This window comes from Erwinia sp. S43, assembly GCF_016624745.1.
GTDB lineage: Bacteria > Pseudomonadota > Gammaproteobacteria > Enterobacterales > Enterobacteriaceae > Erwinia > Erwinia coffeiphila.
The window spans coordinates 47,236-71,554 of record NZ_JACVTX010000029.1 but is presented as its reverse complement, the minus strand read 5'-3'; the positions used below and the strand labels follow the sequence as shown (position 1 = coordinate 71,554).

Here is a 24,319-nt window from a genome sequence, read left to right as displayed (position 1 = left end):
TTGTCTAACTGCAGTAAGAATTCTGACGCTTCTCTTGCCTGCCGGCAGGCACGGAAAAGCGCTTTTTTGTCCGACTTCAGTACCTCAAGCCACGATTTTATGTAGCTGTCGTGCTGAACATCGCCAAACACGCCGAGCTGGGCGCAGAGAAACGCGCTGCCCATCTCCGCTATCAGCTCCTCAAACGCATAAACCGGATCGCCAAACTTTTTCGACGGTTTGGTTATGCCTTCGCGGTTAAGTCGTGACTCATGGCCGGTGGCGTGCACAACTTCATGCAGCAACGTGCTGAAGTAGTCGGCGTGGGTAAAAAACTGTTCCGCCTTCGGCATCAGTATGGAATCAGTGTGTCTGGCGTAACAGGCCCGATTCTGTAATCTGAACTCAACCTTAACGCCCGCCATATGCACAATCTCACATATCCGTTTTTCCGTCGGCCAGTCGATCGTAGCGGGGTATTCAGCTACGGGAGACTCATGCGGTACAGCCGCAACACTGTCCGGTAAACCGTCACACTGCTCGACGTTAAACAGGAAGTTAGGCTTTATCATGGCCCGCGATTCCATCAGCGGCTTACCGTCGGAATCAAACAGCTTGTTTCCGCTGGCATCCTCAGCCTGCTTTTCAAAAGGTCTGAAGATGATGGCCTCTGATGACGTTTCACCTTTGCGAACCTGACCGCCCAGCTCCTGCGCCTGACGATACGTTACCCAGCGATCGGTGCTGTATCCTTTTTCCTCTGCGGCCAGCCATAACAGCAGCACGTTAACGCCGCTGTAAGGCTTACCGGTTAAGGCATTAACCGGTAACGGACCCGCAGCGGCGCAGCGGCCAGCAGTTCGCCATGGTTTTTTCCATGGCGCCACGCCGTTCTCCAGTGCCTTAACGATACGGTCAGTGACCTTCTGGTACAGATCGACGCTCTCAGTTTTCTTCGTGCGACGGGTTTTGGTTGGTTTGGTCATGGGATGTTCCTTAAATGAAAAAAGGGCGCATCCCTCCCCTGACGGGCGAGAAATACGCCCGTCAGGGGAAGTGGTTAACGCACCGGAGAAATAATCTTTCCGTCGGCGGTTATGCTGTTCAGCCGCAACCGGAGTTGCTGCCTTGAATGATAGAAAGCGTGGCGGTCATGCCGCTTACTGTCAGTAAACATTGCTTCTTCAAACATTGAAGCTGCCGAACCGAACCACCGGGCCCGCTCTTCGTCGCAGCTGCAGTCACAAAAATCCGAAGTCCTCATCAGGTCGATCCGTTCACAGAACAGTGCGAGTTTACGCTGACTGAGCCAGCTGATGGTTTTGCGCTTCAGCTGATAGGGTGAACGGACAGACAGAACAACCACCCTGTCTGCCGGCGTTATGGGACTGAAAAAGGCCGGGTCATCTACAGTCAGATCGAACGTCTCAGAGATCTGACCAAAATTCAGTTCTACCTGCACGCCCGGATGGGTACTCCCGCCGCTGTATTCAAGGGCATAAATGCGCTCTTTGCGGTAGAAAAGCTGACCGGATAATCTGTTCCTGAATTCCAGGAACAAACCTTCCTGCGAACAGATAACAAGCCTGACTGACATAGCCTGATGGTAAGTTTCATGAAACAGCTGCGCGAGCGCGTCACTGTTGAAAGTAAACATAGGATCACCTGCTGTAATAGCGGGATCTGTCTCCTTCCGGAGAGCAAATCCCGGAAGGATGGGTAGACAGGTCAGCTGTTGTGCTGCTGAGCAAGCCAGAACTCAATGCCTGATATGGCTTCCCACTCTTCAGTGGTGACCTGCTTGCCGGGACCGGAGGTTTTTACCAGCAGCAGGTGTTCAATTGCGCCGGGTATAACAAACGATGCCGGTATTTTTTCAGGTGCTTTGGTAAACATATCCATATTCCATGCCAGCCATCGCTGCGCGAAATGCCAGCTTTGCGGACAGGAACTGGTTATGTGATAGCTGTCCGGACATAGGTTATGCAGAAGAACCAGCACGATACGCATGAATAAATCCTGTTTGCATCGCTGGCTCTCCACTTTACGGTATGACCGAAAATTATCCGAAAGCGTCTGCCTGAGATAGAACGGATTGAGGCAGTAGCCTTCGCTATCCTTATGGTTGAACGTGATCGAACCCTCTTCGTCAAAAAGTTCTGACGCGCGGTTCATGTCAAAACCCAGCTGCTTATAAGGCCGGAGTTGAGCGGGAAGAAGCCAGAAAGCTTCTTTAACTGCATCGGTAAATCTGAACCACTGTTCATCATTTATGGATGCTCCCTGCTCAAACTGGTAAACGCCCGGAAGGACCAGAGGATCAGTTAGTGTATGTGTCATGGTAAATCTCCATTAAAAAGGGGATTTACCGCCCACAGGGAGGTAAATCCCTGTTGGGCTAAGTTAGTCTATCCGGAGAGTTAATCCCGGAAGGATGGTTCAGGCATGTCAGCGTTTGCCGGTTTTCAGTTCTTCGAGCGTGAACTCAAGTTCTGAAATCAGCCCCCAGTCAGCCGTCGTAAACGGACGATCCCCCCCGGAAACACTTCTGATGAGCAATTCATCAGCTGCGCCGGTAATGAAACCTTCCGTGCTGAAAGGCTGAGGAGCATTACTGTCAGCAATCAGTTGGTGCCGTATTGCCCAGCGGACAGGAAGCGCCCAGCTGACACCGCCGACTGATGACGTTATCTCAAAGCAGTCTGAGCAATGGTGATACAGCATCAGCAGCGCAATCCGCGTGAAGAAGTCGATGGGCTGACCTTCAGTTTCAATACGCAAATCAGGGCTCATATCCAGGGTAAACTTCACGCTTTTGGATATATGATTCCCTTCGTCTTTTCCGCCGAATTCAAAAGCCCGGGGGTGAGTAAACATCATGGATGCGCGTTCCAGACGTGTACCGTCAGTTGGCGAGCACGGACGGAGATGTACCGGTAACAGCCAGAATGCTTCTGTGACTGCCAGGGTAAAACTGTGCCACTGGCTCGGGGATATCGATCCGCTCTGCTTCACAATATAGGTAACGTGTTGAGGCGGTACGGAGATTGGTGTCATGATAAATCCTCAAAAAAGGGGATTTATCCCCCTGATGGGGAATAAATCCCCACAGGGTTAAGTCAGATTAGAAAGATTCTAATCGGCCAATTGCCAGATCGCCTAGGCCTTCAGAACGTCCATTTATGGAAATCCGTTCATGTAAAGCGCGGTCGAGCCTGATGCTCATAGCTCGGATGGAGTCAACCAAATCTGCACAGCCAGGACTGAGAAAACGGTCCTGAACCATACCGAACTCAAGGCTGTATATGACATTGATCTGAACGGCTATCGTGACGGGCAGTTCACCGTCGAGGTGCACCCGCTCATCAAGATCGTCCAGACCAAATCGCTGATAGGCTAATGCTGTAAGCATGTCGCACTCGTATTCAGCTAACTGCAGCATATCTGCCAGGTTTGTTGAAATAGTCATATTCCATTTCCCTTACTGATATGCATAACGCAGGTTTGCCATCTGATTCGCCAGCTTCAGTGCAAAACGGCGAGCCTGACGGTAAGAGCGGAATACCTCATCCGGATTCTTCAAAGAACCAAACCGATGATTACCGTAAAACGTGCCGGAACGGGTAAGTATGCCGGCCGTCCATTTTCCTGAAGGTAACTGATGAACCTGAACCTTAAAGCTGAGTGAGCCAGCCCGGTTCGTTATCCAGTCTTCTTTTCTTTTACCGGCAGCGGCGCAATCCCGCAGGAATGACGCTGCATCGTAAACTGCTGAAAAGATGCCTTTTATGGAAAAGGAGGTTGGTAATAAAAGGGTATACATGGTGTTTCTCCTGTTGAGCGGGAAACACCTGCCCTGTCGGGAAGATGTTTCCCGATGGGCATTCGCATGGCGAATGTATAGTTCAGACGACTGAGCTGTTATTTCTGGGCGGTGAACACCCTGAATGTTGCAGCATCAGACGCGGCATGCTGAGCGGCTTTCGCTGCAGCTTTGTGTGTAAAATGCTCACCGTGCCGGCTGAAAATGAACTCATCGCCTGGCTGGCCTGCAATCAACGTTCTTGCCATAACAATGGCGTGATAACGTTGATAGTCAAACCAGACACGGGAACGAAATTCATAATGACCGGAAGGTGAAGCAAGCCACGATGTTCCCCTGAGTGCAGCCTTAAGGTCAGGACATTCAGATGCAACGCGGGTTGCAACGGAAAGGACCAGATCGAATGGCGTACGCAACTCATTCAGAAACGAGCGGGTTATGGACATAGTTTCTCCAGAAAACAGAGAAACATTTACCCTGTCGGGAATGTTTCCCCGAAGGACGAAGGCCGGAGCCGGATGGTTGAATGTACCTTCATCGCCAGGCAGTAGGAGCCGTGGTTGACGATATCTGCTTCCAAAGGCGGGCAGATGTACCACACTGATGTGTTCTCCCTTACAGGCTACAGGAGTGTTGTTTGCAGCTACCCGAAGGCGGTCATCTCAAGCTACAGACCATTGGTGGTTGTCCGAAGACAACGTAAGAAACGTTTTAATAATAGCGTCTGCTTAAGGCAAATTACAAGAGCCCTTTATTCATCTGGATCAGCTGTCCGGTTATAAACCCGGGCAACGTAAGCACCACGTCCATCGCCGTGTCCAAGATCCATTGATACAAGCGCCTCAGCTTCTTTACGACTCATGCCATTCTCAAGATGATGGTTTACAGCATCCTGTGAATAAGCGTATCTGAGACTGTGCGGCGCATGAATTCCGGTCATTCCACTTTCACGTAATACGTTATGATAACGATCAAGCGCCTGATGAAGCGTTGGCTTATCAATTAGCTTACCGTTATTCTTTTCTATGTAATGAATAGCTTCATTTAATATCTTAACAACCTTGGCTTTCTCAAAAATGGTGGCATCACGTGGACGCCCACCTTTAGAGCCAAACACAACGCGTACATTATCATTTCCGGCCTCAAGACTTTTCCGCCATGTTTTTAATGATTTTGCCGACTGAACCGTTTCCTCCGCACGTAAACCAATATATCTGGCGAGCTGCACACCTAAAGCAACCCCCCTGTCTTTTTCTGAAACCGTTAAGACAACTTCTTTAAGACGTTCATCAGAAATGGCAACTTTAGTGCCTTCGCGGCTGGCTCCGGATATATTTAGCGCCTGATTACTCAATTTTTCATGCGATGGATTAGCCAGAACGTTACGCCCGCCTTGAGAAAGGATTGAACGTAATGCGGCCATTTCATTTTGCAGCGTCCGGGACGAAATATTTTCATCCTGACGACTACGAATATAGTTTTCGATATGTTTGGTTTTAATATGGCTTACGTCCCGAATCTGAATATTAAGGGTTGCCAGTCGCTCCGAAAAGCGACTGGCAATCTTTGAACGATCAGAAACCGTTTTAAAACTTCCTCCGCCCTGACGTGCGAGCGTGACGAGCTGCTTACCTAATTTTCCGGACATTGCTTTTCTCCATCAAAACCCACAGCTGTTGACCCGCTAACCCACAGCTGTATGACTCTGAATCTGTACATCTCTTCCCCGATGACACGGTTGCTTTTGCGCTTCCTGCGTCTCGACTGGTATCTGTGCATCGGGGCGGCGAAATGTTGAGTTCTTGCGAGGCTCCCCAGGTCTCTGACCTGTTTGCGGCTTGTGCCGTGCTGACGTTAGTCAGTCTGCCTCCGTACACCAGTTTCCTGATGTCGCCATCGATACCGAGTCGATCATTCTCCTTCTAGTAAAACGCCCTTAACGGGGTGTTCGTTAACGTCGCGTCATGGTTGATAAATAGCCAGTTGAGCATCTGAAAACACGTAATACGTGCACGTCAGATTGTACCGGCATGCTGAAAACCGCACAGTGCGTGGGTTTGGTCGTTATGCGCTGCGCGCGTCACTTTGTTCTCGTTTCACTCGAACCAAAGTGACGCCGCGCAGCTTCATGCTCCTGATGCGTCTTCCGCAAGCGCCCAAATGTTCCAAATGGGCTTATGCGTCATAGCAAAAGTCGTATGCAGCTCAGGGCGTATCCCTGACAAATCTCATAACGTAAGTGAAGAAAAGCATCATTGAGGATGCCTTGTCTGAGGGCGTAGGCGTATGTAAAAGCCTGGCTTTGGTGTGATTAATGTACCCCGATCGTCGCGTCGTAGGTGCGCTTGTTTTGACGATATCTGCTTCCAGGAGCGAGCAGATGTACCACACTGATGTGTTCTCCCTTTCAGGCTACAGGAGTGTTTTTGCAGCTACCCGAAGGCGATCCTCTCAAGCTACCGGACCATTGGTGGCCGTCATCTGACGACTTATTACAGTTGAAAAGATAACAATCAGACTGTAGAACTGTCAACGATAAATACCCGAAACCTCTTAATAAGGAGTAAATGAAATCATGGACTGGTTAAAAATATTAAGCTTAACCATCCCCTCAATCGCATTGGTTTTTAGTATCAATGCTAGACTTAAAGGATTTAACAATGAGAGGATATCAGTTTACAAAGATATGAAAAATTTATCTTCAGAACTTAAAATGGAGAATTACGAGATAAAAGCAATTGATGATGAGTTAAAAAAATTAATTCTACGTGAGACTACTGGCCTATATGAGATTACGCTTGCAAGAAGGCTAATTAAAATCCTCAGCTGTAACTCAGAACTTGAAGAACTCAAGAGAAAAAGGTTAAAAAAATTAGTTCACTGCATCAGTGAAAAGGAAACCTCAATTCAAGATAACTATAGAGTTTCAGAATTTTACTTAGACAAACATCTTTATAAGAAAAGGGCGCGAGAAGGAGTAGCATTTATTTTTGCGTTTTTCCTTGGATTCATAGCATTCTACACAGCTGGGAATTCTTCGCTCGTTAGAGAAGAATATTTCTGGGGTGCCATTCAATTAATAATGTCATTAGCATTATCAATAACAATGTTCATTGCAATACGTTCTTACCCCGCACTATGGGGATACAGTTCGCATAAAAAATTTATTTCACAGTTAACGGAATTCAAGACCCCTACTAATTATAAGGCAATTAAAAACAAATAAAACACAATCTCAGGATTTTAAAAAAAATACCCCACTCAAAAGAGTTGGGGTAAAGAATAGCACCTCACTCTCGAAAATAGAATTTAAATTAATAACAACACTCATGCTTTAATATCATCTATGGGCTTAGAAATAAAAAAATCTAATTAAATTAATTTAGGTGAGAAGATCTTTCCATGCTCGCGCTAAAAGTGGGAAGTTGAAATTTACCATTTTAGAAGTAAACGGCCTGGAAGTAAGCTGTTCATCTGAATATGGAAATCAGCCCTACTTTCTCTGAGGAAGTAACACTGGGTGTCATTTACTCACCGAAATACGGGACTCAGCCCTTGTTATAAGCCATCGTGCCCGACCGTGTGCGGAACGGCGCAAGGTGGGAATCAGCCCTGGTTTTAAGCCGACATGCCCGAGCGTGTTCAGAACGGAGCAGAGTGGGAATCAGCCCTACTTCCTCAGAGAAGCCAACACAAGGGTGCACCTTCATAACGTAATGTGGGAATTAGCCCTACATATATGCAATCGTGCACGACCGCGCGGCACGGTGTGGAGTGGGAATCACCCCTACTTTCTAAGAGAGAGCAACACAGAGGGCATATTCATAACGCAATGCGGGAATCCGCCCTACATTAATGCCGTCGTGCCCGACCGCGCGGCACGGTGTGGAGTGGGAATCACCCCTACTTTCGTAAAAGAAGTAACACAGGGGGTAATCTGCAAACAGAGATGTGGAAACTTGCCCTACTTTTAAGCAGTCGTGCACGATCGCGCGCGGAGTGGGAATTAGCCCTACTTTCGCAGAAGAACCAGCATAGGATGCAGTTGAGTACGAAATATGGGAATTGGCCCTACTTATACTCCGTCCTACATGACCGTACTAGACGGTTTGGAGTGGAAATCACCCCTATTTTCGGAGAGGAGGTAATGCGCGGGACAGCTGCATGACTGAATATGGGAACTAGCCCTACATATGTGAGTGCTCGCAGGAAAGCTGGGTGCGATACCCCTGATTTAGCGGCGCGTAAAAGCTTTGTGCATCCGAACGTGGGAATTTGCCCTACTTATGGGCTGGCATGCGAGGGATTGGAGGGAGTGATAATCACACTAAATTCAAAACAGTTGACTACGCGGAAGTAAGTTGCGCACCAGAATGTGGGAATCCACCCTATATATGAACCTATCCACTTTGCCACATGCTGAATAGCGGGAATAGAAATCATCCTGATTTGTGAAAAGTTAGCGGTCTATAGGGTTCCTACAAGCTGAAGTATGAAAATCGCCACACCTTGTGAAGTTTGATTCTCAATAATTAACATAAGCAAAATGACGTTTAGATTCCACTTTTGCGAAGGATGTTGAAAATCATTTTTCCATTATTATCAGCCTGATAAGTAACATGCAGTGGAGTCTTATCATTAATTTGACGCAAAGCAGGTTCAAGAAATGACCTCTTAAGCTCAGCACTGTTAGAACGCTGCGAGTCAGGAAGCATGAACCGGTCGGCCAGCCACTCATGACTAGTCTTCCAGATACCAGTACTACGAAACTGGCATAGACTTTCGTAAAGCCTTACTGTTCGTGGATTTTTGAGACTTCCGCAATCCCTGAGCGAATAAGTAGTGAATTGATTTCCAAGTACATATAAATAGGGCATAACGCGCGGGTTAAATTCAATCTCCCACAGCCCCTTACTTGACCTGCCACCGGCTTCAGCCAGCCATGGCAAGGCCCTTATATCGTTACGACCAGATTTAGGGTAGAAAAGAATTGATGAGCGTGAAAGCTCTATCACACCCTCTTTCACATCACGACTGGCTTGGTTCCGACTTATATTGAAAATGTCCTCGTAATCAGAGACAGCCACGTTGAACAATGGGCTAACATCGTCATTGTCATCGGAAAAATATGTTTGCATAAGGCATAACCAAAGAACCCTTTTTGCCTTCAGTGAAAGATGGTATGCAGCTTCAGTAAGTTCGTTTGATTGCTTTACATTTATCTTTTTTTTCATCTGGTTAGCCATATACTTAACCTTGTATGGGTAAATATTTATACCCCACAATACCCTAGAATACACACAAGTCAACACATTATGTGCATTAAACCGATGTAGGGGCGATTCCCATATAATCTATGGCGCATTCCCATACCGTATAGGGGTCATTCCCACATAAAGATGTGCTGATTCCCATATTGTATAGGGGAAAAACCCATAGTAAATGCTTTATTTTCTATTAATATCAATAGTTTGAAATGCCTAAAAAGCTATTAAAAAGACTAAAAAGATTAAAAAAAGCTTTTAAAAATTAGCGCTGTGGATAAGTGCATAAGTGCACTTTAACCCAGTAACCTCCATCGCTACGCTCAGTCGGTCAACCCCTCAGCGGCGCAAAACAAGTTTTGCACCGCCTCGCGGTTTACGATTAACAGCTTTCGAAATTGAGATCATCTGACCTGCTCCCCGTTGACTACTGTTGACTTTAGAGGAGCATGGATCTTAACCTGACCCGATTAAATAATGGAGTGGTCATAATGGCGCATAAACGAAAAATATCGCAGCAAGAATGGGAGCGAATCCTACCAGCCATGGAAACTTTTGCTGAAATAACTACAAAAATGGCTTATTTGGTGCTGGTCAAAGAAGAGAAGCAATCTGACGTAGCAACTCAGTTGGCTAGGTCAAAACAAAACGTAGGAAATGCCGTGAAGAGGGTATGGGATCTATACACCGAAATGGAAAATATAGAAGGAAGTAAACTCTGTTTTGTTAGTGTGTGGATTCCGGAAAAAGACGCCATTGAGGTTAAAAAACTAGCGGCCAAGTATCCAATCAATAAAGGCACATTGTGAGAAAAAAATCATACTTAGTTACAACACACATTAGTCGTGTTTTCATTCCAATCTTCTACTGCAGCGAATGAATTTATTTCAACCATGATAAAAAATTCACCCATTTCATCATGTTGATATAGCTCATTACGTCATTACTCTTCTTCTTGTTGCCAGATGATCACCTCCTGGTAATACTGTACATAAAAACAGTATCATTAAGAGGAGGTAAATATGCGCGTCTCACATACAAGCTATACCCGTGCCATTATTGATGTAATGAGGACACGGTCATGAATCCCGCAGAATACGCAACCGGCCTGACGCTGCTCTGGCTCCCCAATTTCACACCACGCGTGCGCGTACCACTCTTTGCCGAACCGTGTGCGGCCGGATTCCCCTCCCCGGCCGCCGATTATATAGAAAAAGAGCTGGACCTGAACGAACTCTGCATCCGCCGGCGCGCCTCCACGTTCTTCGTACGTGCCAGCGGCAGCAGCATGGAGGGCCTTGGGCTTTATAACGGCGACGTCATGGTGGTTGACCGGGCCGAGGAGGCGTCGCACGGTGACATTGTCATCGCTGAGGTGGAAGGTGAATTTACGGTTAAACGCCTGCAGCTGCAGCCCCGGCTCGCGCTGCTGCCCATGAATCCGGCCTACCCGGTGATTTATCCGGAAGAGCTGCAGCTGCTCGGCGTGGTCACCTGGTGGTTCAACAGCACGCGTGCGCGCCGGAGGTAACGATGCCTATGTTTGGCCTGGCAGACGTGAACTCGTTTTACGCCAGCTGTGAGGCGCTGTTTCGTCCGGACCTGCGCGGTAAACCCGTTGTGGTGCTGTCCAATAACGACGGCTGCGTGATCGCTCGTAGCGCCGGCGCCAAAAAGCTCGGCATTAAAATGGGCGCACCGTGGTTTCAGATAAAGACGCAGGATTTTGCAGAGCGCGTACACGTATTCAGCAGTAATTATGCGCTATATCATAGCCTTAGCCAGAGGGTCATGACGGCACTGGAGGAAATGACGCCCCGTGTCGAGCAGTATAGCATTGATGAGATGTTTCTGGATCTGACCGGTATTGATGGCTGTGAGGACTTTGAGCACTTTGGCCGGCGCCTGCGCGCGCACGTACTGGCCACCACGGGCCTGACCGTAGGCGTCGGCATGGGACCGACCAAAACCCTGGCGAAATCCGCGCAGTGGGCGAGCAAGGAGTGGAAGCAGTTCCGCGGCGTGCTGGCGCTCACGCCGGGTAATCCGAAACGCACCGAAACGCTGCTGGCCAATCAGCCCGTGGAGGAAGTCTGGGGCGTGGGCCGCCGCATCGGTAAAAGGCTGAAAGTCATGGGCATCAGTAACGCCCTGCAGCTGGCGCGCGCCCATCCTGCCCTCATCCGTAAAGACTTTAACGTGGTGCTGGAGAGAACCGTGCGCGAACTTAACGGCGAATCCTGCATCCCGATTGAGGAATTGCCCCCGGCCAAACAGCAGATTTGCTGCTCCAGGTCCTTTGGCGAACGTATCACCTCAAAGGTGGCCATGCAGCAGGCGCTGTCCCAGTACGCCACGCGTGCAGCAGAAAAACTTCGCGGCGAACGGCAGTTCTGCAGGCGCATCAGCGTGTTCATTCGTACGTCACCGCACGCCGTAAACGAAGTCTTTTATGGCAACTCCGCCGGTGAGAAGCTTACTCTGCCCACCCAAGACACACGCGACATCATTGAAGTGGCTATGCGCAGCCTGGATCGCATCTGGCTTGATAACCGGCGCTATATGAAGGCCGGCATTATGCTCGATGACTTTACCCCCAACGGGGTCAACCAGCTCAGCCTCTTTGACGATGCGCAGCCCCGGGCAAACAGTGCGCAGCTCATGAAGGTGCTTGATGGCATTAACCAGTCCGGGATGGGGAATTTGTGGTTTGCTAGCCAGGGTGTAAATTCTGAGTGGAAAATGAAAAGGGAGATGTTGAGTCCCGCTTGGACAACTCGCTGGAGTGATATACCTAAAGCTATTGTCAGATGACGGTAACAAGTAATACTTCATATTTAATAAATAATAAAATTAATAATATCATGTATTTATTAATTTTTCCGCAATACTTTATTGCAGTATGCAGACAATAAAAGTAGCATGAGTGCATAAGTAATACTTCACACCTCATACTTCATACATGCTACTTAGGAAATATTATGATTACTATTGTTGGCTGTAACAAAGGCGGCGCAGCTAAAACTACTACAGCTATAAACCTCGCTGTCGCATTGGCTTCTAAAGGGTTCGATGTATGTTTGGTTGATGCTGATGGGCAACGATCTACTTCGCGTTGGTATGCCGAGCGGGAAGAGGCGGGCCATAAACCCCAGCTAACCCTAATTGAAAAAAGGGACAACATTTCTCAAACACTTCGTAGTCTGAATGAGAAATTTGATCATGTAGTGGTGGATGTGCCTGGACGTAATAGCAGAGAGCTAATAACCGGTGGGACAGTTGCTGACTATATAATCGCCCCGCATCAATGTTCTCAATTAGATTTGGATACAATGGAAGAATTGCAGCAGCAAGTGGTCAGCATGCGTGACTTAAATCCAAATCTGAAAGTGTTTGTCTATCAGACTGTAGCAACAACTAATCCAGTGCTGATGGGGAATGAACGTAATGAGTTTTTAGGCTTTGTCGCTGAGTTCGAGGACTTAACTGCATTAAATGCAGTAGGGCGCTATAGAAAAATTTATCGAGATGTAATTTCCGAAGGAAAATCTGTCATTGAGTCAGAAAACGAAAAGGCTAAGTCTGAAGTTTATGAACTTGTTCAGGAGGTATTCGGATGACACTAAAAAAGCGTAGCGAACGTGCGGGGGTGGCGCGCCCAATGGTGTCTGAAGAAGAAGCCGACCGCTTAGCAGATAAATTAGCTGATAAAGGGTATGGAGATGCACCTCGTGAAAATGTTGTGCCGACTAAACCTGAAGAAATAGCTAGGACAAGCATATCATTGCCTAAATCATTGCTTCAGTTGGCGGAAGATAGGGCTATGTTAAACAAGAGAAACGGAGTTGAACCAAAAAGCGTTAGTGCAATGGTAAAAATGCTTTTTGAAGATTATTTATTAAGTATGAAGTAATACTTAATACTTAACCGTTTTGCCTGCTTTATCGGTATTCTTAAAAAAGCAGTGACGGAATGTAAGCCGCCGCTAGGCGGTTTTTTTACGCCCCTGTCCGGGCATTCGGTAAAACGCCCATTCTGCCGAACTAAGCTTAGAAATGAAAAAAGCCGCCCAAGAGGACGGCTATAAACCTTTCAGTTTTACCCGTTCAGGTTTTCACCTTCACGGACTCCGGAGCCATTAAAGGAACCAGTTGATCAACTGCAATACAGCTGCAATTAAGGTAAGAATGGCGATAATTAGCTCAATCATTCCCCGCACCTCCATCTCTGTGGCGCGTAGGCTACTAGGCAATCCCCTTTCCTCAAATCCGCCCATCCGGTTATGCCATTCACTTAACCAAAAGAGAATTTCACCACGCTGCCGCCCAGGCTCCCGGGTGCGAAACCGGAAGAGGGCTATACCATTACCGTGTGCTTGCCCACGGTTCCGGTACTGTCTATACCAAATTCGATTTTGAAGAGTCTGATCTGGCTCATCACACAGGCGGCTAATCGGGCTTTACTCGATTGATCTGTGAGCATTATAAACCGTGCTGCTGCTGCTTGAATACAGGTTTGATCATATGACTCATTAGACGTATAATTAACTCGCCAAAAGAGAATTTCACCACGCTGTACGCCGGATGCCCGCGAAGCATCACAGGCTACAGAGCAAAGAACCCGCCCTGAGCGGGTTTTTTGCTATCTGAGCACTCACTTTTATGAGCCTGGTGTAGGCTGGAAAAATGCCAATTCTGCCTTCTAATTCATTATAGGTGGTCAAAATTAACATTCTAAAAAGCTTTAAATGCGATACCTGCAACACATTAATTAATTGCAGGATTGGCATGTCAAACAGAGATAATCAGCCTTTTCAGTTTGCTTGTCCTCAATGTGAGCAGCGTATCACCTTTACTATTGGTGATGAAAAAGGAGATCTGGAAGGGGCCACAGACATTTTGGATTTTGAATGGCCGTTTACGGAGGAAAATCCTTTTGTTGATCTTCATCTCGATTTCCCTGTGTATTTCGGAAAGTATGTTAAGGGAATGACAACCTTTTTCAGGGTTATAAATGAAATTGGTCAGGACGCTTTCAGTCATTTAGCTTTTCGCTTAGAAGTATTAAATAAGCTGCACCCCTTAAAGAAAGAGCTGGAAAGCGTCATAACGCAATATAAAAAAGGTGATATAAAAAATTTTGCGAAAGTTTGCAAAAAAATCCCTGGTGTTAACCTGAAAACCAAGAAAAGGCAGGATGTGTTTGCCGCACTCTACACAGCAACGTCAATTATGTCTTCGCCTTTTACGATTCACGAGCAAAATGAAGAACTTGCAAAAGGATTTCCGCAGCTTTATATTTACCTGCACAGTAAACATCATGATAAAACCATTGATTTTATTGATGAAATAATTAAAAGTCGTTTTCTGACTAATCTACATCATGATTGCCTCACCTTGTATCCAAAAATAGTTCAGATGGATTTACCTTTGCGCCCAGCCTTTTTCTATGATTATGTTGATGAAAAAAATTACACGGCTGTTCCTGCTCGCGTATCAACTGATCACTTTGATTCATGCAATAACTACTATAAAGATCTGGCAGAGGTTTTCTCCCGGCAACTAACACTTCTTGCAGGTCTGAATAATTTATTAAAACGCGGAGATTATAACGAATTTGAGACATCTTTAAAGATGACAAGAAAAAATGAAGTGCGAAAAGAGCTTTCTTCTCTTAACAAATTTGCTGACGTTGATTTGGGCAGCAAGATTCAGTTTATTGATGACTGTTTTTATTCTATCGAAACAAAAGCCATTGATAATCGTCTTAGAAATGGCATTGCTCACTATAAGTATGAATATAATGAATCAACACAAATAATCACCTATTATCCCACAAAGGAAGGCATGGATCGGGAAAAGGGTGAAGATATTTCGTTTATGGAATTTTTGCGCAAAACGCTGTTACTTTTTCGAGAGGTTCATAATCTCAATCATCTCATTAAAGCGACGCTCTACTATAGTGTTTTAATCCTCAAAAAAGATGTTTGACACTCGTCTTCACATCTTCTCTGTAACGCACAAAGCCGCCGCGAGGCGGTTTTTTACGCTCCTGTCCGGGGATTCGGTAAAACGCCCATAAGACCGAATCGCCCCGCTGCGGCGCAAAACACTACATGTTGTGCCTGTTTCAGCTGAGAGGCATACCAGATATAGCGGTCCGGCCCTCTGTGCCGGGGCAGGCCGCGCCGGTCTACGCGCTGCGCCGTTCGGTAAAACTCCGGGAACGGAGGGTTTCCCCGAATGCGATTTACCGCCAGCGGAGTTTTTATTCTTGGCTTTTTATAAAAAAAATTTTGGAAAAATAAATCTTAGTAAAACATTAGAGTATACATAAATGTCATGAGTCGAACGACGTTAAAGCCCTCCCATGTTTAGCATGAGTATCGTCTGAGCGAAGCACTCCTATTGCGCGCGCAATTTACCAATAAGACATACAAATGCTGATTCTGAAAAATTTAGGCACCGTCAAGTATCGGGATGACGGACTGACTTTGCGGCCCGCCACCCGATTATGCTATAAAGCCGGTCTTAGCAAACCGTATTTACGTTCACGCTGCTCAAAAGCCCGGTGTCCACCTTCTAAAACATTACAGATTGCCTGCCGCATATTTTTTCCGTCGGCAGGATCCCCGTCTTCCAGAGCGCCGCATCGGTAAGTAATGACCTCATCTTTGTTGCTGGCCACCAGAACCTGCTCAGCGTCACAGTTCACCACCAGATTGGCATTGTGGGTAACAATGATGACCTGCCGGTACTGTTTTATCTTACGGAAGAGGGGCACAAGGTGGTGCATGATAAAATCGTTATCGAGGTCGTCTTCAGGCTGGTCAAAAACGAAGGGGGAGCCAAACGGATCGGTAGCGAGCTTGAGGCAGACATAGAACGTGCCTCTCTGTCCTGCAGAAAGCTTTTCGACAGTTTTACCTTTATAGGTAAAATGCGCTTTAACGTTCAGATAGGCTGAGATACGGTCAGGGTTGAACAGATGGGACAGAAGCTCGTGCGGTCCTGCACTGTTAAAAAATTCAGGCTTCCATACTAAATTATGAAGAGATATATCAGTTAATTCCTGATTGTCGTCATAAGCTTTCAGAATTGGTTCATTACTCACCAGACGGGTGTAGTCTTCGACCGTGTGAACATTGAAGAGTGACGAAATTTTTTCAATCGGAGATTCTCCTTCCTTTGAAGCGCGAAATCTTCCACCATTCATGCATTTAAGGGCACCAGCATAAAAGGCTTGACGATTAAATGTGACCTCGCCGTAAATGTTTATATCCTGAAGAATTTCAGTTACCAGAGACTGCTGCTCTGCGGTGTAATGCTCTTTTGCTCCGCGTAGAGAATGGAAAGCAGCATCCACAGTTTGTTTCTCCTGCTGGATATGTGTCAGAAAACGATTCGCCAGCACTCTTCTGCTCTCCAGATTTTTTTCTGCCAGCCCCAGTCTGCGCCGTGACTCTTCCAGCTCAAGTTCAGCAACGTTAATCACCTGCTGGTATTCGGAGACTTTATCCAGAAGGCCTGATATGTCCTGTTCAAATCCCTGTTGCCGGAACTGATCGATAATTTCATGGTTAACCAGCACTTTTCTGTCTGATTCTGATTTTGCAGATTGGATTTTATTATTAATCGCAGCCCTCTGTGGCTCTAAGTTGATATGAGGGACAATATTATCTTCATTTCCCTTTGCGTTAATGAACTCAATCTCATCGTTTAATGCACTTTCCTGCTCGTTCAACAGAATCAGGAAATTATTTAAACGTGATATGTAAGCATTTGTCTCGGAAAGACTCTTTCCGTTTTCCTGAAACGTACTAATCAGTTCCCGGTTCTTCTCGCTGGTCAGCGTGTCAATATGCTTTTGTGCATCTGCTATTTTTGAATTGATATGACGCGGACGGTTTAAAAAAATCCCGTCTGAATTCTTCACATTAAAGAATTCGAATAAGCTGCGAAAATCATTCAGGTTTGTTTCCAGTTCGTTTCGGAGCTGGACCGGGAAGGATTCAGGGGGAAGGCGGAGCATTTTCTTTATTTCATCGCTGATCTTTCCTGGCTCCTGACACAGCTCCTTGATTTCCCCCTGAGAAACGTGAAGGTAACTGTAGGAATTATCAGTTCCGTCAAATTCTTTAAACTCCCCGTCTGTCTTACTGAGCTGAACGCAGAGCCGTTCCGGCGATACACGTCGGGCGAGAACATTATCAGGGCGCGATGGCGTAAAGCGCGACCGCATGCCGTCAAGGATCAGACTTTTGCCTGTGCCTCTGCCGCCAACTATAGCAACCATATCTTCACTCAGCGGGATAGAAAGATTCTTGAAGCGGATGTCTTGTCCCTCAAAAATTCTCCCCTCCATCTCAATCCTGCTGAAATGCACTTTGTTTGTTCGACTCTGCGGCCAGTCCCGTTCCAGCCTCAGACGGGATTCAGGCTCTATGAATGTCTGGCGAAGCCCCTCAAAGGTGGGTTTGGCCTTTACCCAGCTGAACATGGTGCCAATTTTATTCAGGTCGTGGGCGTCAGAACAGTGAAAAACGGGCATGGCAATAGCCCCGGCATACCGAGTGTTGTCGAGGAAATAGGCGCGTGTACTCAGCGCCCCCGGCATTTCGGACCCATCCAGCACAATATGTCCGTCTTTATCAAACTCGGTGGCAATCTCGTGTGAACGGCCTTCTGTGCCGGCACGGAAGCCACCATAGCCGTTAGGGCAGACAGCCACAATCATTTCGGTGAAAAGCGAGAACTGCGCACTCATATGTTCCAGCACGTCGCCATAATCAACGGTAATTACCTCAATATTTTTTCCGTGTTCGGTAATACTTTTCTCACTGCAGAATACTTTTTTTCCGGCGGCGGTAGTTGAGGTGATGAAAAGAGAAGAAAGGGCATCATTAATTTTTTGTGTGGACACTTTTTCTGAAAAGAGAAGATGGATATTTATCCACTCTCCTTTTTTGTTCGCCTGAGAGACACGAAGTTCAATATTGGGAAGAACAGTAATATTTAAACCCTGCCTAGCAATTTCCTCGCGAATGATTTCAACCTCATTATCCGCAAAGAAAAAGTAATTAGTCAGTCCGATAAGTGTCAATTCTGCCTGTCCCAGTTTCGTGACAAAATCAGGAATAGAACAGTTTTCCCCAAAGTTGTTATTCAGCCACGTCATGGGGCTGTGAATATGTAAATCCCATTTATTCCACTCAGAGCCTTTCATTTTTCTTAATCTCCGTATCCTGCGGTATATCTTGCTATGTGTGCGCTCAATCATAAGCGAGCCTTAACCGGCATACCACAGAAACGTAACGGCTTTGTGTCGAGGTCCAGAAGGAATTTGGGATTACCCTGTTTATACCAAACGCGCGGATCGAGGGCTGAGGCCATGCGGCACAAGGCCTGGCGGCGTTTTACGGCGAAAAAAGATCCTTTACGGTATTGGGATAACCCGCTAATCTGCGGGTAAAACCAAACTTTGTATCCTGTCTGCGCGATTTATTGCGCTGGCTCCCGCCGCCCCGGTGCGGGAAAATAGCCTGATAAATGTCCAGACAACGCTGCGTGAAAATTACATGATAATGAACCCTCCGGTACTGCAGAATTCACCAGAACGCGTCACCGCGCTTTCGTTTGCGCCCAGCGCGGACTTTGCAGTTGCGGTGGCGCTGCGGCGTATGGCCACTGCAAATGGCGTCACGCCTTTTTATTTACTGGCCCCTGAGGTCAACGCGCTGCTGCACTATATGCCCGACCGCCGTCACCATTTTTTGTTCAGCACGCTTTGGAACACCGGCGCACGCATCGGCGAGGCCTGCACGCTGACGCCGGAGTCGTTTGAGCTGGACGGGCCGCGTCCGTTTATTCGCATACTGTCTGAGAAGGTGAGAAGTCGCCGTGGGCGGCCCCCCAAAGATGCGGTACGACTGGTGCCGCTTACCGACGCCGGCTATGTGCACCAGGTCCGCATCTGGTTCGCCACGGAACGGCCGAAGCGGCGTGAATCACTGTGGGCCGCGACCGATGAGACGATGCGCAACTGGCTGAAGGCCGCCGTAAAGCGGGCGAATGATGACGGGGTACACTTTTCCATTCCCGTGACGCCGCACACCTTCCGGCATTCTTACATAATGCACATGCTCTACCACCGTCAGCCGCCGAAGGTGATCCAGGCGCTGGCCGGGCATAAGGATGCGCGTTCGATGGAGGTGTACACGCGGGTGTTTGCGCTGGACGTGGCGGCGACGCTGGCGGTGCCGTTCAGCGGGGAGGGTGCGGAAGCGGCCGCCGTGCTGCGATCGCTTCCGCCAGGTTAAAACGAGCAGGTAAAGAACCGGCGCATCCAGCGCCATAAGCTATTCGTCACAGAGCAGAAAGTCGCTGTCTGCTCAGGCCTGAGCAGTTTATTGAAGTCGTCTTTCATTGAGGATAAAAGGGTTTCCTGTAAGCTGCGCAATTCAATGACGCAGCTTCGCATAGTCTCGGCAAACGCTCTGCCCTCTGCAGCAGTCCGTCCGCGGCTCATGAGCTCAATGTTTTCCTCACCCGGAAGTGTGATCATGAAAAATGCGTATATTTTGCGCTGCAGCTGCGGAACAGCCTCCTGCCAGCGTAACCAGTCCGCTTCCCGGTGAAACCTCAGGCCATGAGAGGCCTTTTGCAGCTCGCTCCGGTTAAGCCCCCAGGCAGGGTGCGAATCTATTTGATCTAACCATTTCTGTAGCTCTGCGACAGGAATCTTTGCATTATCGGGGTTGGGCGGAGGAAGCTGCTCAGTCAAAATAGTTATCTGTGCGTCGATAAGGCCCGCAAGTGCTCCGGCGTATTGAGCAAAGTTATCAAGAGAGTTGAGTACCAGGACTGAAAGCCGGTCCAGCTGGGACGTTTCGATTTCAAGTGCCTTCTTTCTGTGTTCGTTACGCAGCGCAAAGTGCGCAGCCAGGCAGACGCCCATAACGGTAAAAGCGGGCGTCAAAAGGTCTTTAACTTCCATTTCAGTTCTCCCGGGTTGTTTTATAGCCCACTATTCTGGTCTTCCAGGCAATCAACACGTCTGCAGGCAGGGGATGACTGCTGTCAGCTGACCAGCCTTCCAAGTTCGTAAAACGCGGCCGTTCGCCAGTCGCGCACTTTCTCAATCTGCATGCCATCGGCAAACCAGCTGATACCGTCTGTAGATACACGGCTTAGCAAATCATGCATGTTAAAAACCCGGTCAGGGAGCAGAGTTCCTTCACCTGCCAGTATGCCCGCTGCCAGCGAGTGATTACCGCCCTTTACGAAGCCAATGCGCCATGGAAGCCAGAGCTCAACGTGATGATTGGAATTGTCATATCGCCAGGGATTTCCCTGCCAGCTCCCGATGCTCAGACTTCCCTTATAACTGTTCATGCTCCACGGCCACGGTAGTACCATGTCGGCAGCCAGCGATAGCGGGTATTCTTCAGGCATCAGTTTCTGATGGCTTAGCTGCTCAAAACTGATGTAATCAAACAGCCTCTGAAAAAAGAACTGCCTTTCATCCAAGGTCGGACGCGCGTCCTGACCTTCCGCTCCCACCGCGAGAAGGTAATCTGCCTGTATGGGGCTCACCAAAGCACGGAGGAGATTGTGGCGCGCGGCTGAGGGCAAGGATGCCGCGAGTGAGAGCACATGATCAAACCTGGCTTTGTCCGGGTTAAGGCCGGCCTCACTTTCCGGTGGGGTGACGCCGTCACCTGATTCACACAACAGACACTGAGACTGTCTTTTTCGGAACCATTTCATTTTGAATTAATACTCCGCCGATATCTTATAAACGAAATTCTCTCAAAATTAACCACCTTGAAGAGTAATTTACTACCAAACAATTCTCATCTAGTAGTGACATTACAATTGATCGCGCTACATGAATTCTCCTAAGAAGCCCGCAGGTTCTTTACAAAGCGCAGGAAATCGGCAGTGTATACCCAAAAGTCACCCCCTCAAATGCATCCATTTTACCATTAAGTCATTACCTAAAAGTCATGCTATGATAAGTCATCACCTATAAGTCAAGGCAGCTTGAAAAATGTACATCTTTGCGTACCTCCGCGCATCTACCCGGCAACAAGATGCCGAGCGTGCTAAAAACAGCCTGCAGCAATTTGTAGCTGAGCGCGGCCATCGTGTAGAAAGCTGGTATGTAGAGAATGTTTCTGGTGCTTCACTTCAGCGGCCCGAACTTATGCGGCTACTTGAGAATGCTTCGCCAGGGGACGCCTTACTGATTGAGCAGGTAGATCGGCTTTCTCGTCTTGATGATGCTGGATGGGTAAAACTTAAGGAATTGATTAACAGTAAAAGTCTATCGATAGTAAGTCTGGATCTACCAACCAGTTACGTCGCGCTGGAGAACCAGAGAAGTGACGACTTTACTGCTGCAATGCTCAGAGCAATAAATGCAATGATGTTAGATATGCTTGCAGCTATAGCCCGTAAGGATTATCAGGATCGCAGACGTAGGCAGCAAGAGGGTATTAAAAAAGCTGTTGAGCAAGGAAAGTTCAAAGGAAAGCAGGCTAACCATCAAATGCATAAAAACGTTATAAAACTGCGGCTACATAACGGGATGAGCATTCGTGAAACAGCCAATATTTGTGGGGTTTCTGAACGGCAGGTAATCAGGATAACTAAACGTTACCTTGCTGAGCATGATGAAAGTTCAATTAATGAGTAGAGGTGACTATGTCACATAACTTCCTAATTATTCTCTTATTTATCTACTGCATTGGTTTTGGAGTGGTTTTGGGTAGGAGACTAAAATCAAGATATGCACCCTATTTTGGCGCGTGTTTAGGTGTGATGCTCGCATGCGGGGTTATGTTCTGGGCTGAGAGTCAGTCAGATAAATGTTACAACCAAAGTTCCACAGACATTCTATGTGACTATTAACCTCACAAATTATCTAAGGAGAGACTATGGATAACTCAGCTTTTAACAGAGGAAGGCGTGCCGCCGGGTTGTGGCTCAGGCTCTCTAAAAGTGCGAGAACTGCTAATAACATTTGTATCGCATGGGCTATCAAGCGTGGATTTCCTGCTTTTTTAGGGCGCATACCGGTTCCATTGGCGTGCTTTGTAGCGCTGTGTACTGCGGTCGCATGTGGAGTAATCTTTGGAACCATTATCATTATCGGCGGCATATTTGTTTATATGCTGTGCAACATAGCTATCAGCGGTGAAGATGACTATAGCGATGATCATGCCCCTTCTTATGGGACTGAGTGGCGCAACGGTAGTGAGGGGACTGGAATCTATACTGGGCCAGAACACGGTCCTGGCCCATCTTATCGGGTAGACATTGAGGATGATGAAGATTAGAGATTTGACACTTCTAATCTTCCTTAAGGTTACAGTTTAACTGCTCTTTTAGCTGTGTCAGCTGCGCTACCGCCTGCTTTTTGCACATCAGAACTTCCGTTTTTAAGTGCGCCATCAAGTGCGCCTCCCACTCTAATGCCTGCCCATGACAGTGCCCCCATCCAGAAGGCCGGTAATACCAGAAACATCGTAGCCATAACAAAATTCATAATCAGATCATCTGAACTGTTCTGAAATCCGGCCATGTTAAAGCTGCTGTGTGTGTCAGAGCTGTACAGCGCTGTCAGCAGCCAGCTGTCGAGCCACCGCGCGAGCTCCCACCAGAACGTCAGGAAGTTCAGCGCAAAAAGCACAAACGTGAGCGTAATAACCGTTTTAAATTCATAAGCTGAGAATGCCAGGATAAGCGGCAGAACTACTACCACGGCCATGAGCATAACGGCCTGAATCATTGGCAGCGCCTGGCGCATGGCATCAAATGCCGGAAACGCTGCCAGACTGCCTAACGCGGTGCCGCCGATCGCAGCCACGCGGGCTACGGAGTTATCAAGCGTGAAATCGGCGTTGCCTCCGTAGCCGGCATAGACGTGTCCGCCCTGTGATACGGTCAGACTCTCAGGGCTGACCAGGCGACGGATAATGGCCTCTTTATAGTCCGCTGAGTTGCCCCCGATCATTTTCATGGCAGCTGTCAGACGGGTCCATAACCCCGGGTCAGCCTGATCGACGACACGGGCCTCCAGCCCGGTATCCGCTTTATTCCACCACTCGCTGCAGGTCGGATAGCCGCCCCGGCCTGTATCCGGCCTTCCGCTGTCGCGGCTTTCGTTCCAGGCAAATTCAGCCCGGGGCGTTTTCGATTGCAGGCTGCCGTAATAATTACTAAGGAAAGTTTTGCTGCCTATCCACTCAATATCACGCAGCGTGGCTTTGTCTTTCGTCTGCCCCTGATCCTGACGTTTCCACATATACAGCGCGAGCGAATAGCAGTCGTTGGTAAAGTCCTGAAGCTCCTCCGCGAGTGATTTGTTGTTAATTCGCGTATGCTGCACCTCGAAGCGGAGCTGACGCATGTCCGGACGGCAGGGGATAGTGGCAACAGACGCCTGGGTAATGCCCTTTGCCAGCTTGTGAATCAGATACCACCAGACCGGCGCGGCAGCCGTCTGATCGTTAATGCTCGATATGACCGGTGAATATCCTGTGTCATCGGGCGCTTTTGGCGTCCACGTCCCGCAGCTCTGCGCACGCGACGTGTCATATTTTATCGTGCTCATATCGACGTTCATCAGCGGCATACAGCAGGCAATCATCACCAGAAAAGACGTGTAAACCGCGTGCTCCATGCGTGGTATGGACAGGGCACCTTTATTTCCCTCATCTTCACCTTCTTCACGCACTTTCAGCCAGATGCCGATAAGCCGGAAAGCGACAGGCGCGGCAAACAGACCGGTCGTGATGAGAATATTCCAGAGTCCGTTGTTAACCACCCAGCCGAGCAGGGTAAGGAAATATTCCAGGTAGCTGTTAGTCAGCATCAGGACGCTCCCGTGCCGCCAAGCAGCACTAGTTCACAGACAACGGCAAAAATAAGGCTGACAGCCGCAATGCGGATCAGCGGCTGCCGGTGTTGCGGGCCGAAGCCCGGTGCATGGAAAACTTTCACAAAACCCCACGCCAGCGCACCATAAAGCGCCAGGCGCCATATCAGCCAGCCATAGCGGGCATGCTCCATCCAGTCACGGAATGCAGCTGCCTGCGCAGGTTCCTTAATAGCGCGGTCCGCGACGATGAGCCCGGCCAGCAGGAATGCCAGCAGAGCGCCGGCAGTACACAGCACGTGCAACAGCGCGGGGTGCCGGCGGAAAAATGAGGCGCGTTGCGCCCCGTTTGTGGTTTTCATAGGCTGCG

24 protein-coding genes are annotated in these 24,319 nt (G+C 48.1%); 10 read left to right on the top strand and 14 right to left on the bottom strand.

All coding sequences use genetic code 11. The annotated features are described in order from the left end of the window. The 8 genes from IBT47_RS23275 to IBT47_RS23240 all read right to left on the bottom strand — a co-directional run. Positions 1-965, bottom strand: a 965-nt coding sequence (locus IBT47_RS23275) for an ArdC family protein (protein WP_200563336.1), incomplete at its 3' end; no start/stop codon positions are given. A 74-nt stretch (positions 966-1,039) separates the two neighbouring features. Continuing rightward, the gene (locus IBT47_RS23270) at positions 1,040-1,636 is read right to left on the bottom strand and encodes a hypothetical protein (RefSeq protein WP_200563334.1); all 597 of its coding nucleotides are present in this window, start codon (positions 1,634-1,636) and stop codon (positions 1,040-1,042) included. A gap of 71 nt (positions 1,637-1,707) precedes the next feature. Then, positions 1,708-2,319: a hypothetical protein gene (locus IBT47_RS23265; protein WP_200563332.1), complete on the bottom strand. Its 612-nt coding sequence runs from the start codon at positions 2,317-2,319 to the stop codon at positions 1,708-1,710. 108 nt (positions 2,320-2,427) lie between these two features. Next, a complete protein-coding gene (locus tag IBT47_RS23260) occupies positions 2,428-3,036 on the bottom strand; it encodes a hypothetical protein (protein ID WP_200563330.1) in 609 nt (202 codons plus the stop codon). A 67-nt stretch (positions 3,037-3,103) separates the two neighbouring features. Then, positions 3,104-3,448: a hypothetical protein gene (locus IBT47_RS23255; RefSeq protein ID WP_200563328.1), complete on the bottom strand. Its 345-nt coding sequence runs from the start codon at positions 3,446-3,448 to the stop codon at positions 3,104-3,106. Between the two features lie 12 nt (positions 3,449-3,460). Continuing rightward, on the bottom strand, positions 3,461-3,802 hold the full coding sequence (locus tag IBT47_RS23250; protein WP_200563326.1) for a hypothetical protein: 342 nt from the start codon (positions 3,800-3,802) through the stop codon (positions 3,461-3,463). Positions 3,803-3,900: 98 nt separating this feature from the next. Continuing rightward, positions 3,901-4,248 (bottom strand): hypothetical protein, encoded by a 348-nt coding sequence (locus IBT47_RS23245; protein ID WP_200563324.1) that lies wholly within the window; start codon positions 4,246-4,248, stop codon positions 3,901-3,903. A 305-nt stretch (positions 4,249-4,553) separates the two neighbouring features. Then, complete coding sequence (locus tag IBT47_RS23240) at positions 4,554-5,450, bottom strand: integrase domain-containing protein (RefSeq protein ID WP_200563322.1); 897 nt, start codon at positions 5,448-5,450, stop codon at positions 4,554-4,556. Positions 5,451-6,377: 927 nt separating this feature from the next. Between IBT47_RS23240 and IBT47_RS23235 the strand changes: the two genes are divergently transcribed. After that, positions 6,378-7,028 carry a hypothetical protein gene (locus IBT47_RS23235; protein WP_200563320.1) on the top strand — a complete coding sequence of 217 codons (651 nt, stop codon included), beginning with the start codon at positions 6,378-6,380 and terminating at the stop codon, positions 7,026-7,028. 1,327 nt (positions 7,029-8,355) lie between these two features. Here the strand turns inward: IBT47_RS23235 and IBT47_RS23230 are convergent. Beyond that, complete coding sequence (locus IBT47_RS23230) at positions 8,356-9,048, bottom strand: replication initiation protein (protein WP_200563318.1); 693 nt, start codon at positions 9,046-9,048, stop codon at positions 8,356-8,358. Positions 9,049-9,557: 509 nt separating this feature from the next. On the opposite strand from IBT47_RS23230, the gene IBT47_RS23225 reads away from it, so the two are divergent. From IBT47_RS23225 to IBT47_RS23200, 6 genes are all read left to right on the top strand, one after another. Beyond that, a complete protein-coding gene (locus IBT47_RS23225; protein ID WP_200563316.1) occupies positions 9,558-9,875 on the top strand; it encodes a TrfB-related DNA-binding protein in 318 nt (105 codons plus the stop codon). Between the two features lie 272 nt (positions 9,876-10,147). Continuing rightward, a complete protein-coding gene (gene umuD, locus IBT47_RS23220) occupies positions 10,148-10,597 on the top strand; it encodes a translesion error-prone DNA polymerase V autoproteolytic subunit (RefSeq protein WP_200563314.1) in 450 nt (149 codons plus the stop codon). An 8-nt stretch (positions 10,598-10,605) separates the two neighbouring features. Then, positions 10,606-11,880: a translesion error-prone DNA polymerase V subunit UmuC gene (gene umuC / locus IBT47_RS23215; protein ID WP_200563312.1), complete on the top strand. Its 1,275-nt coding sequence runs from the start codon at positions 10,606-10,608 to the stop codon at positions 11,878-11,880. Positions 11,881-12,047: 167 nt separating this feature from the next. After that, entirely contained in the window at positions 12,048-12,686 is a 639-nt protein-coding gene (locus IBT47_RS23210; RefSeq protein WP_200563310.1) for an AAA family ATPase, read from the top strand. Then, positions 12,683-12,979, top strand: a complete 297-nt coding sequence (locus IBT47_RS23205) for a hypothetical protein (RefSeq protein WP_200563308.1) — start codon at positions 12,683-12,685, stop codon at positions 12,977-12,979. The genes IBT47_RS23210 and IBT47_RS23205 overlap by 4 nt, the downstream gene beginning before the upstream one ends. Before the next feature lie 874 nt (positions 12,980-13,853). Beyond that, on the top strand, positions 13,854-15,056 hold the full coding sequence (locus IBT47_RS23200; protein WP_234472066.1) for a hypothetical protein: 1,203 nt from the start codon (positions 13,854-13,856) through the stop codon (positions 15,054-15,056). 526 nt (positions 15,057-15,582) lie between these two features. Here the strand turns inward: IBT47_RS23200 and IBT47_RS23195 are convergent. Further along, positions 15,583-18,291, bottom strand: coding sequence for a TrlF family AAA-like ATPase (locus tag IBT47_RS23195; protein ID WP_200563306.1), 2,709 nt, complete (start codon positions 18,289-18,291; stop codon positions 15,583-15,585). A 358-nt stretch (positions 18,292-18,649) separates the two neighbouring features. Between IBT47_RS23195 and IBT47_RS23190 the strand changes: the two genes are divergently transcribed. Beyond that, positions 18,650-19,384 carry a tyrosine-type recombinase/integrase gene (locus IBT47_RS23190; protein ID WP_200563340.1) on the top strand — a complete coding sequence of 245 codons (735 nt, stop codon included), beginning with the start codon at positions 18,650-18,652 and terminating at the stop codon, positions 19,382-19,384. Here the strand turns inward: IBT47_RS23190 and IBT47_RS23185 are convergent. Together IBT47_RS23185 and IBT47_RS23180 are read right to left on the bottom strand one after the other, a co-directional pair. Continuing rightward, positions 19,381-20,061 (bottom strand): hypothetical protein, encoded by a 681-nt coding sequence (locus tag IBT47_RS23185; RefSeq protein WP_200563304.1) that lies wholly within the window; start codon positions 20,059-20,061, stop codon positions 19,381-19,383. The two genes, IBT47_RS23190 and IBT47_RS23185, sit on opposite strands and share 4 nt — an antisense overlap. An 83-nt stretch (positions 20,062-20,144) precedes the next feature. Then, on the bottom strand, positions 20,145-20,834 hold the full coding sequence (locus tag IBT47_RS23180) for a DUF6710 family protein (protein WP_200563302.1): 690 nt from the start codon (positions 20,832-20,834) through the stop codon (positions 20,145-20,147). A 283-nt stretch (positions 20,835-21,117) separates the two neighbouring features. On the opposite strand from IBT47_RS23180, the gene IBT47_RS23175 reads away from it, so the two are divergent. Continuing rightward, positions 21,118-21,765 carry a recombinase family protein gene (locus tag IBT47_RS23175; protein WP_200563300.1) on the top strand — a complete coding sequence of 216 codons (648 nt, stop codon included), beginning with the start codon at positions 21,118-21,120 and terminating at the stop codon, positions 21,763-21,765. Positions 21,766-22,006: 241 nt separating this feature from the next. Then, entirely contained in the window at positions 22,007-22,408 is a 402-nt protein-coding gene (locus IBT47_RS23170; protein ID WP_200563298.1) for a hypothetical protein, read from the top strand. Positions 22,409-22,437: 29 nt separating this feature from the next. Here IBT47_RS23170 and IBT47_RS23165 read toward each other — a convergent pair whose 3' ends face one another. Both IBT47_RS23165 and IBT47_RS23160 read right to left on the bottom strand, forming a co-directional pair. Continuing rightward, entirely contained in the window at positions 22,438-23,946 is a 1,509-nt protein-coding gene (locus IBT47_RS23165; protein ID WP_200563296.1) for a conjugal transfer protein TraG N-terminal domain-containing protein, read from the bottom strand. Continuing rightward, a complete protein-coding gene (locus IBT47_RS23160) occupies positions 23,946-24,311 on the bottom strand; it encodes a hypothetical protein (protein ID WP_234472065.1) in 366 nt (121 codons plus the stop codon). Before IBT47_RS23160 ends, IBT47_RS23165 begins: the two co-directional genes overlap by 1 nt. Between the last annotated feature and the right edge of the window lie 8 nt (positions 24,312-24,319).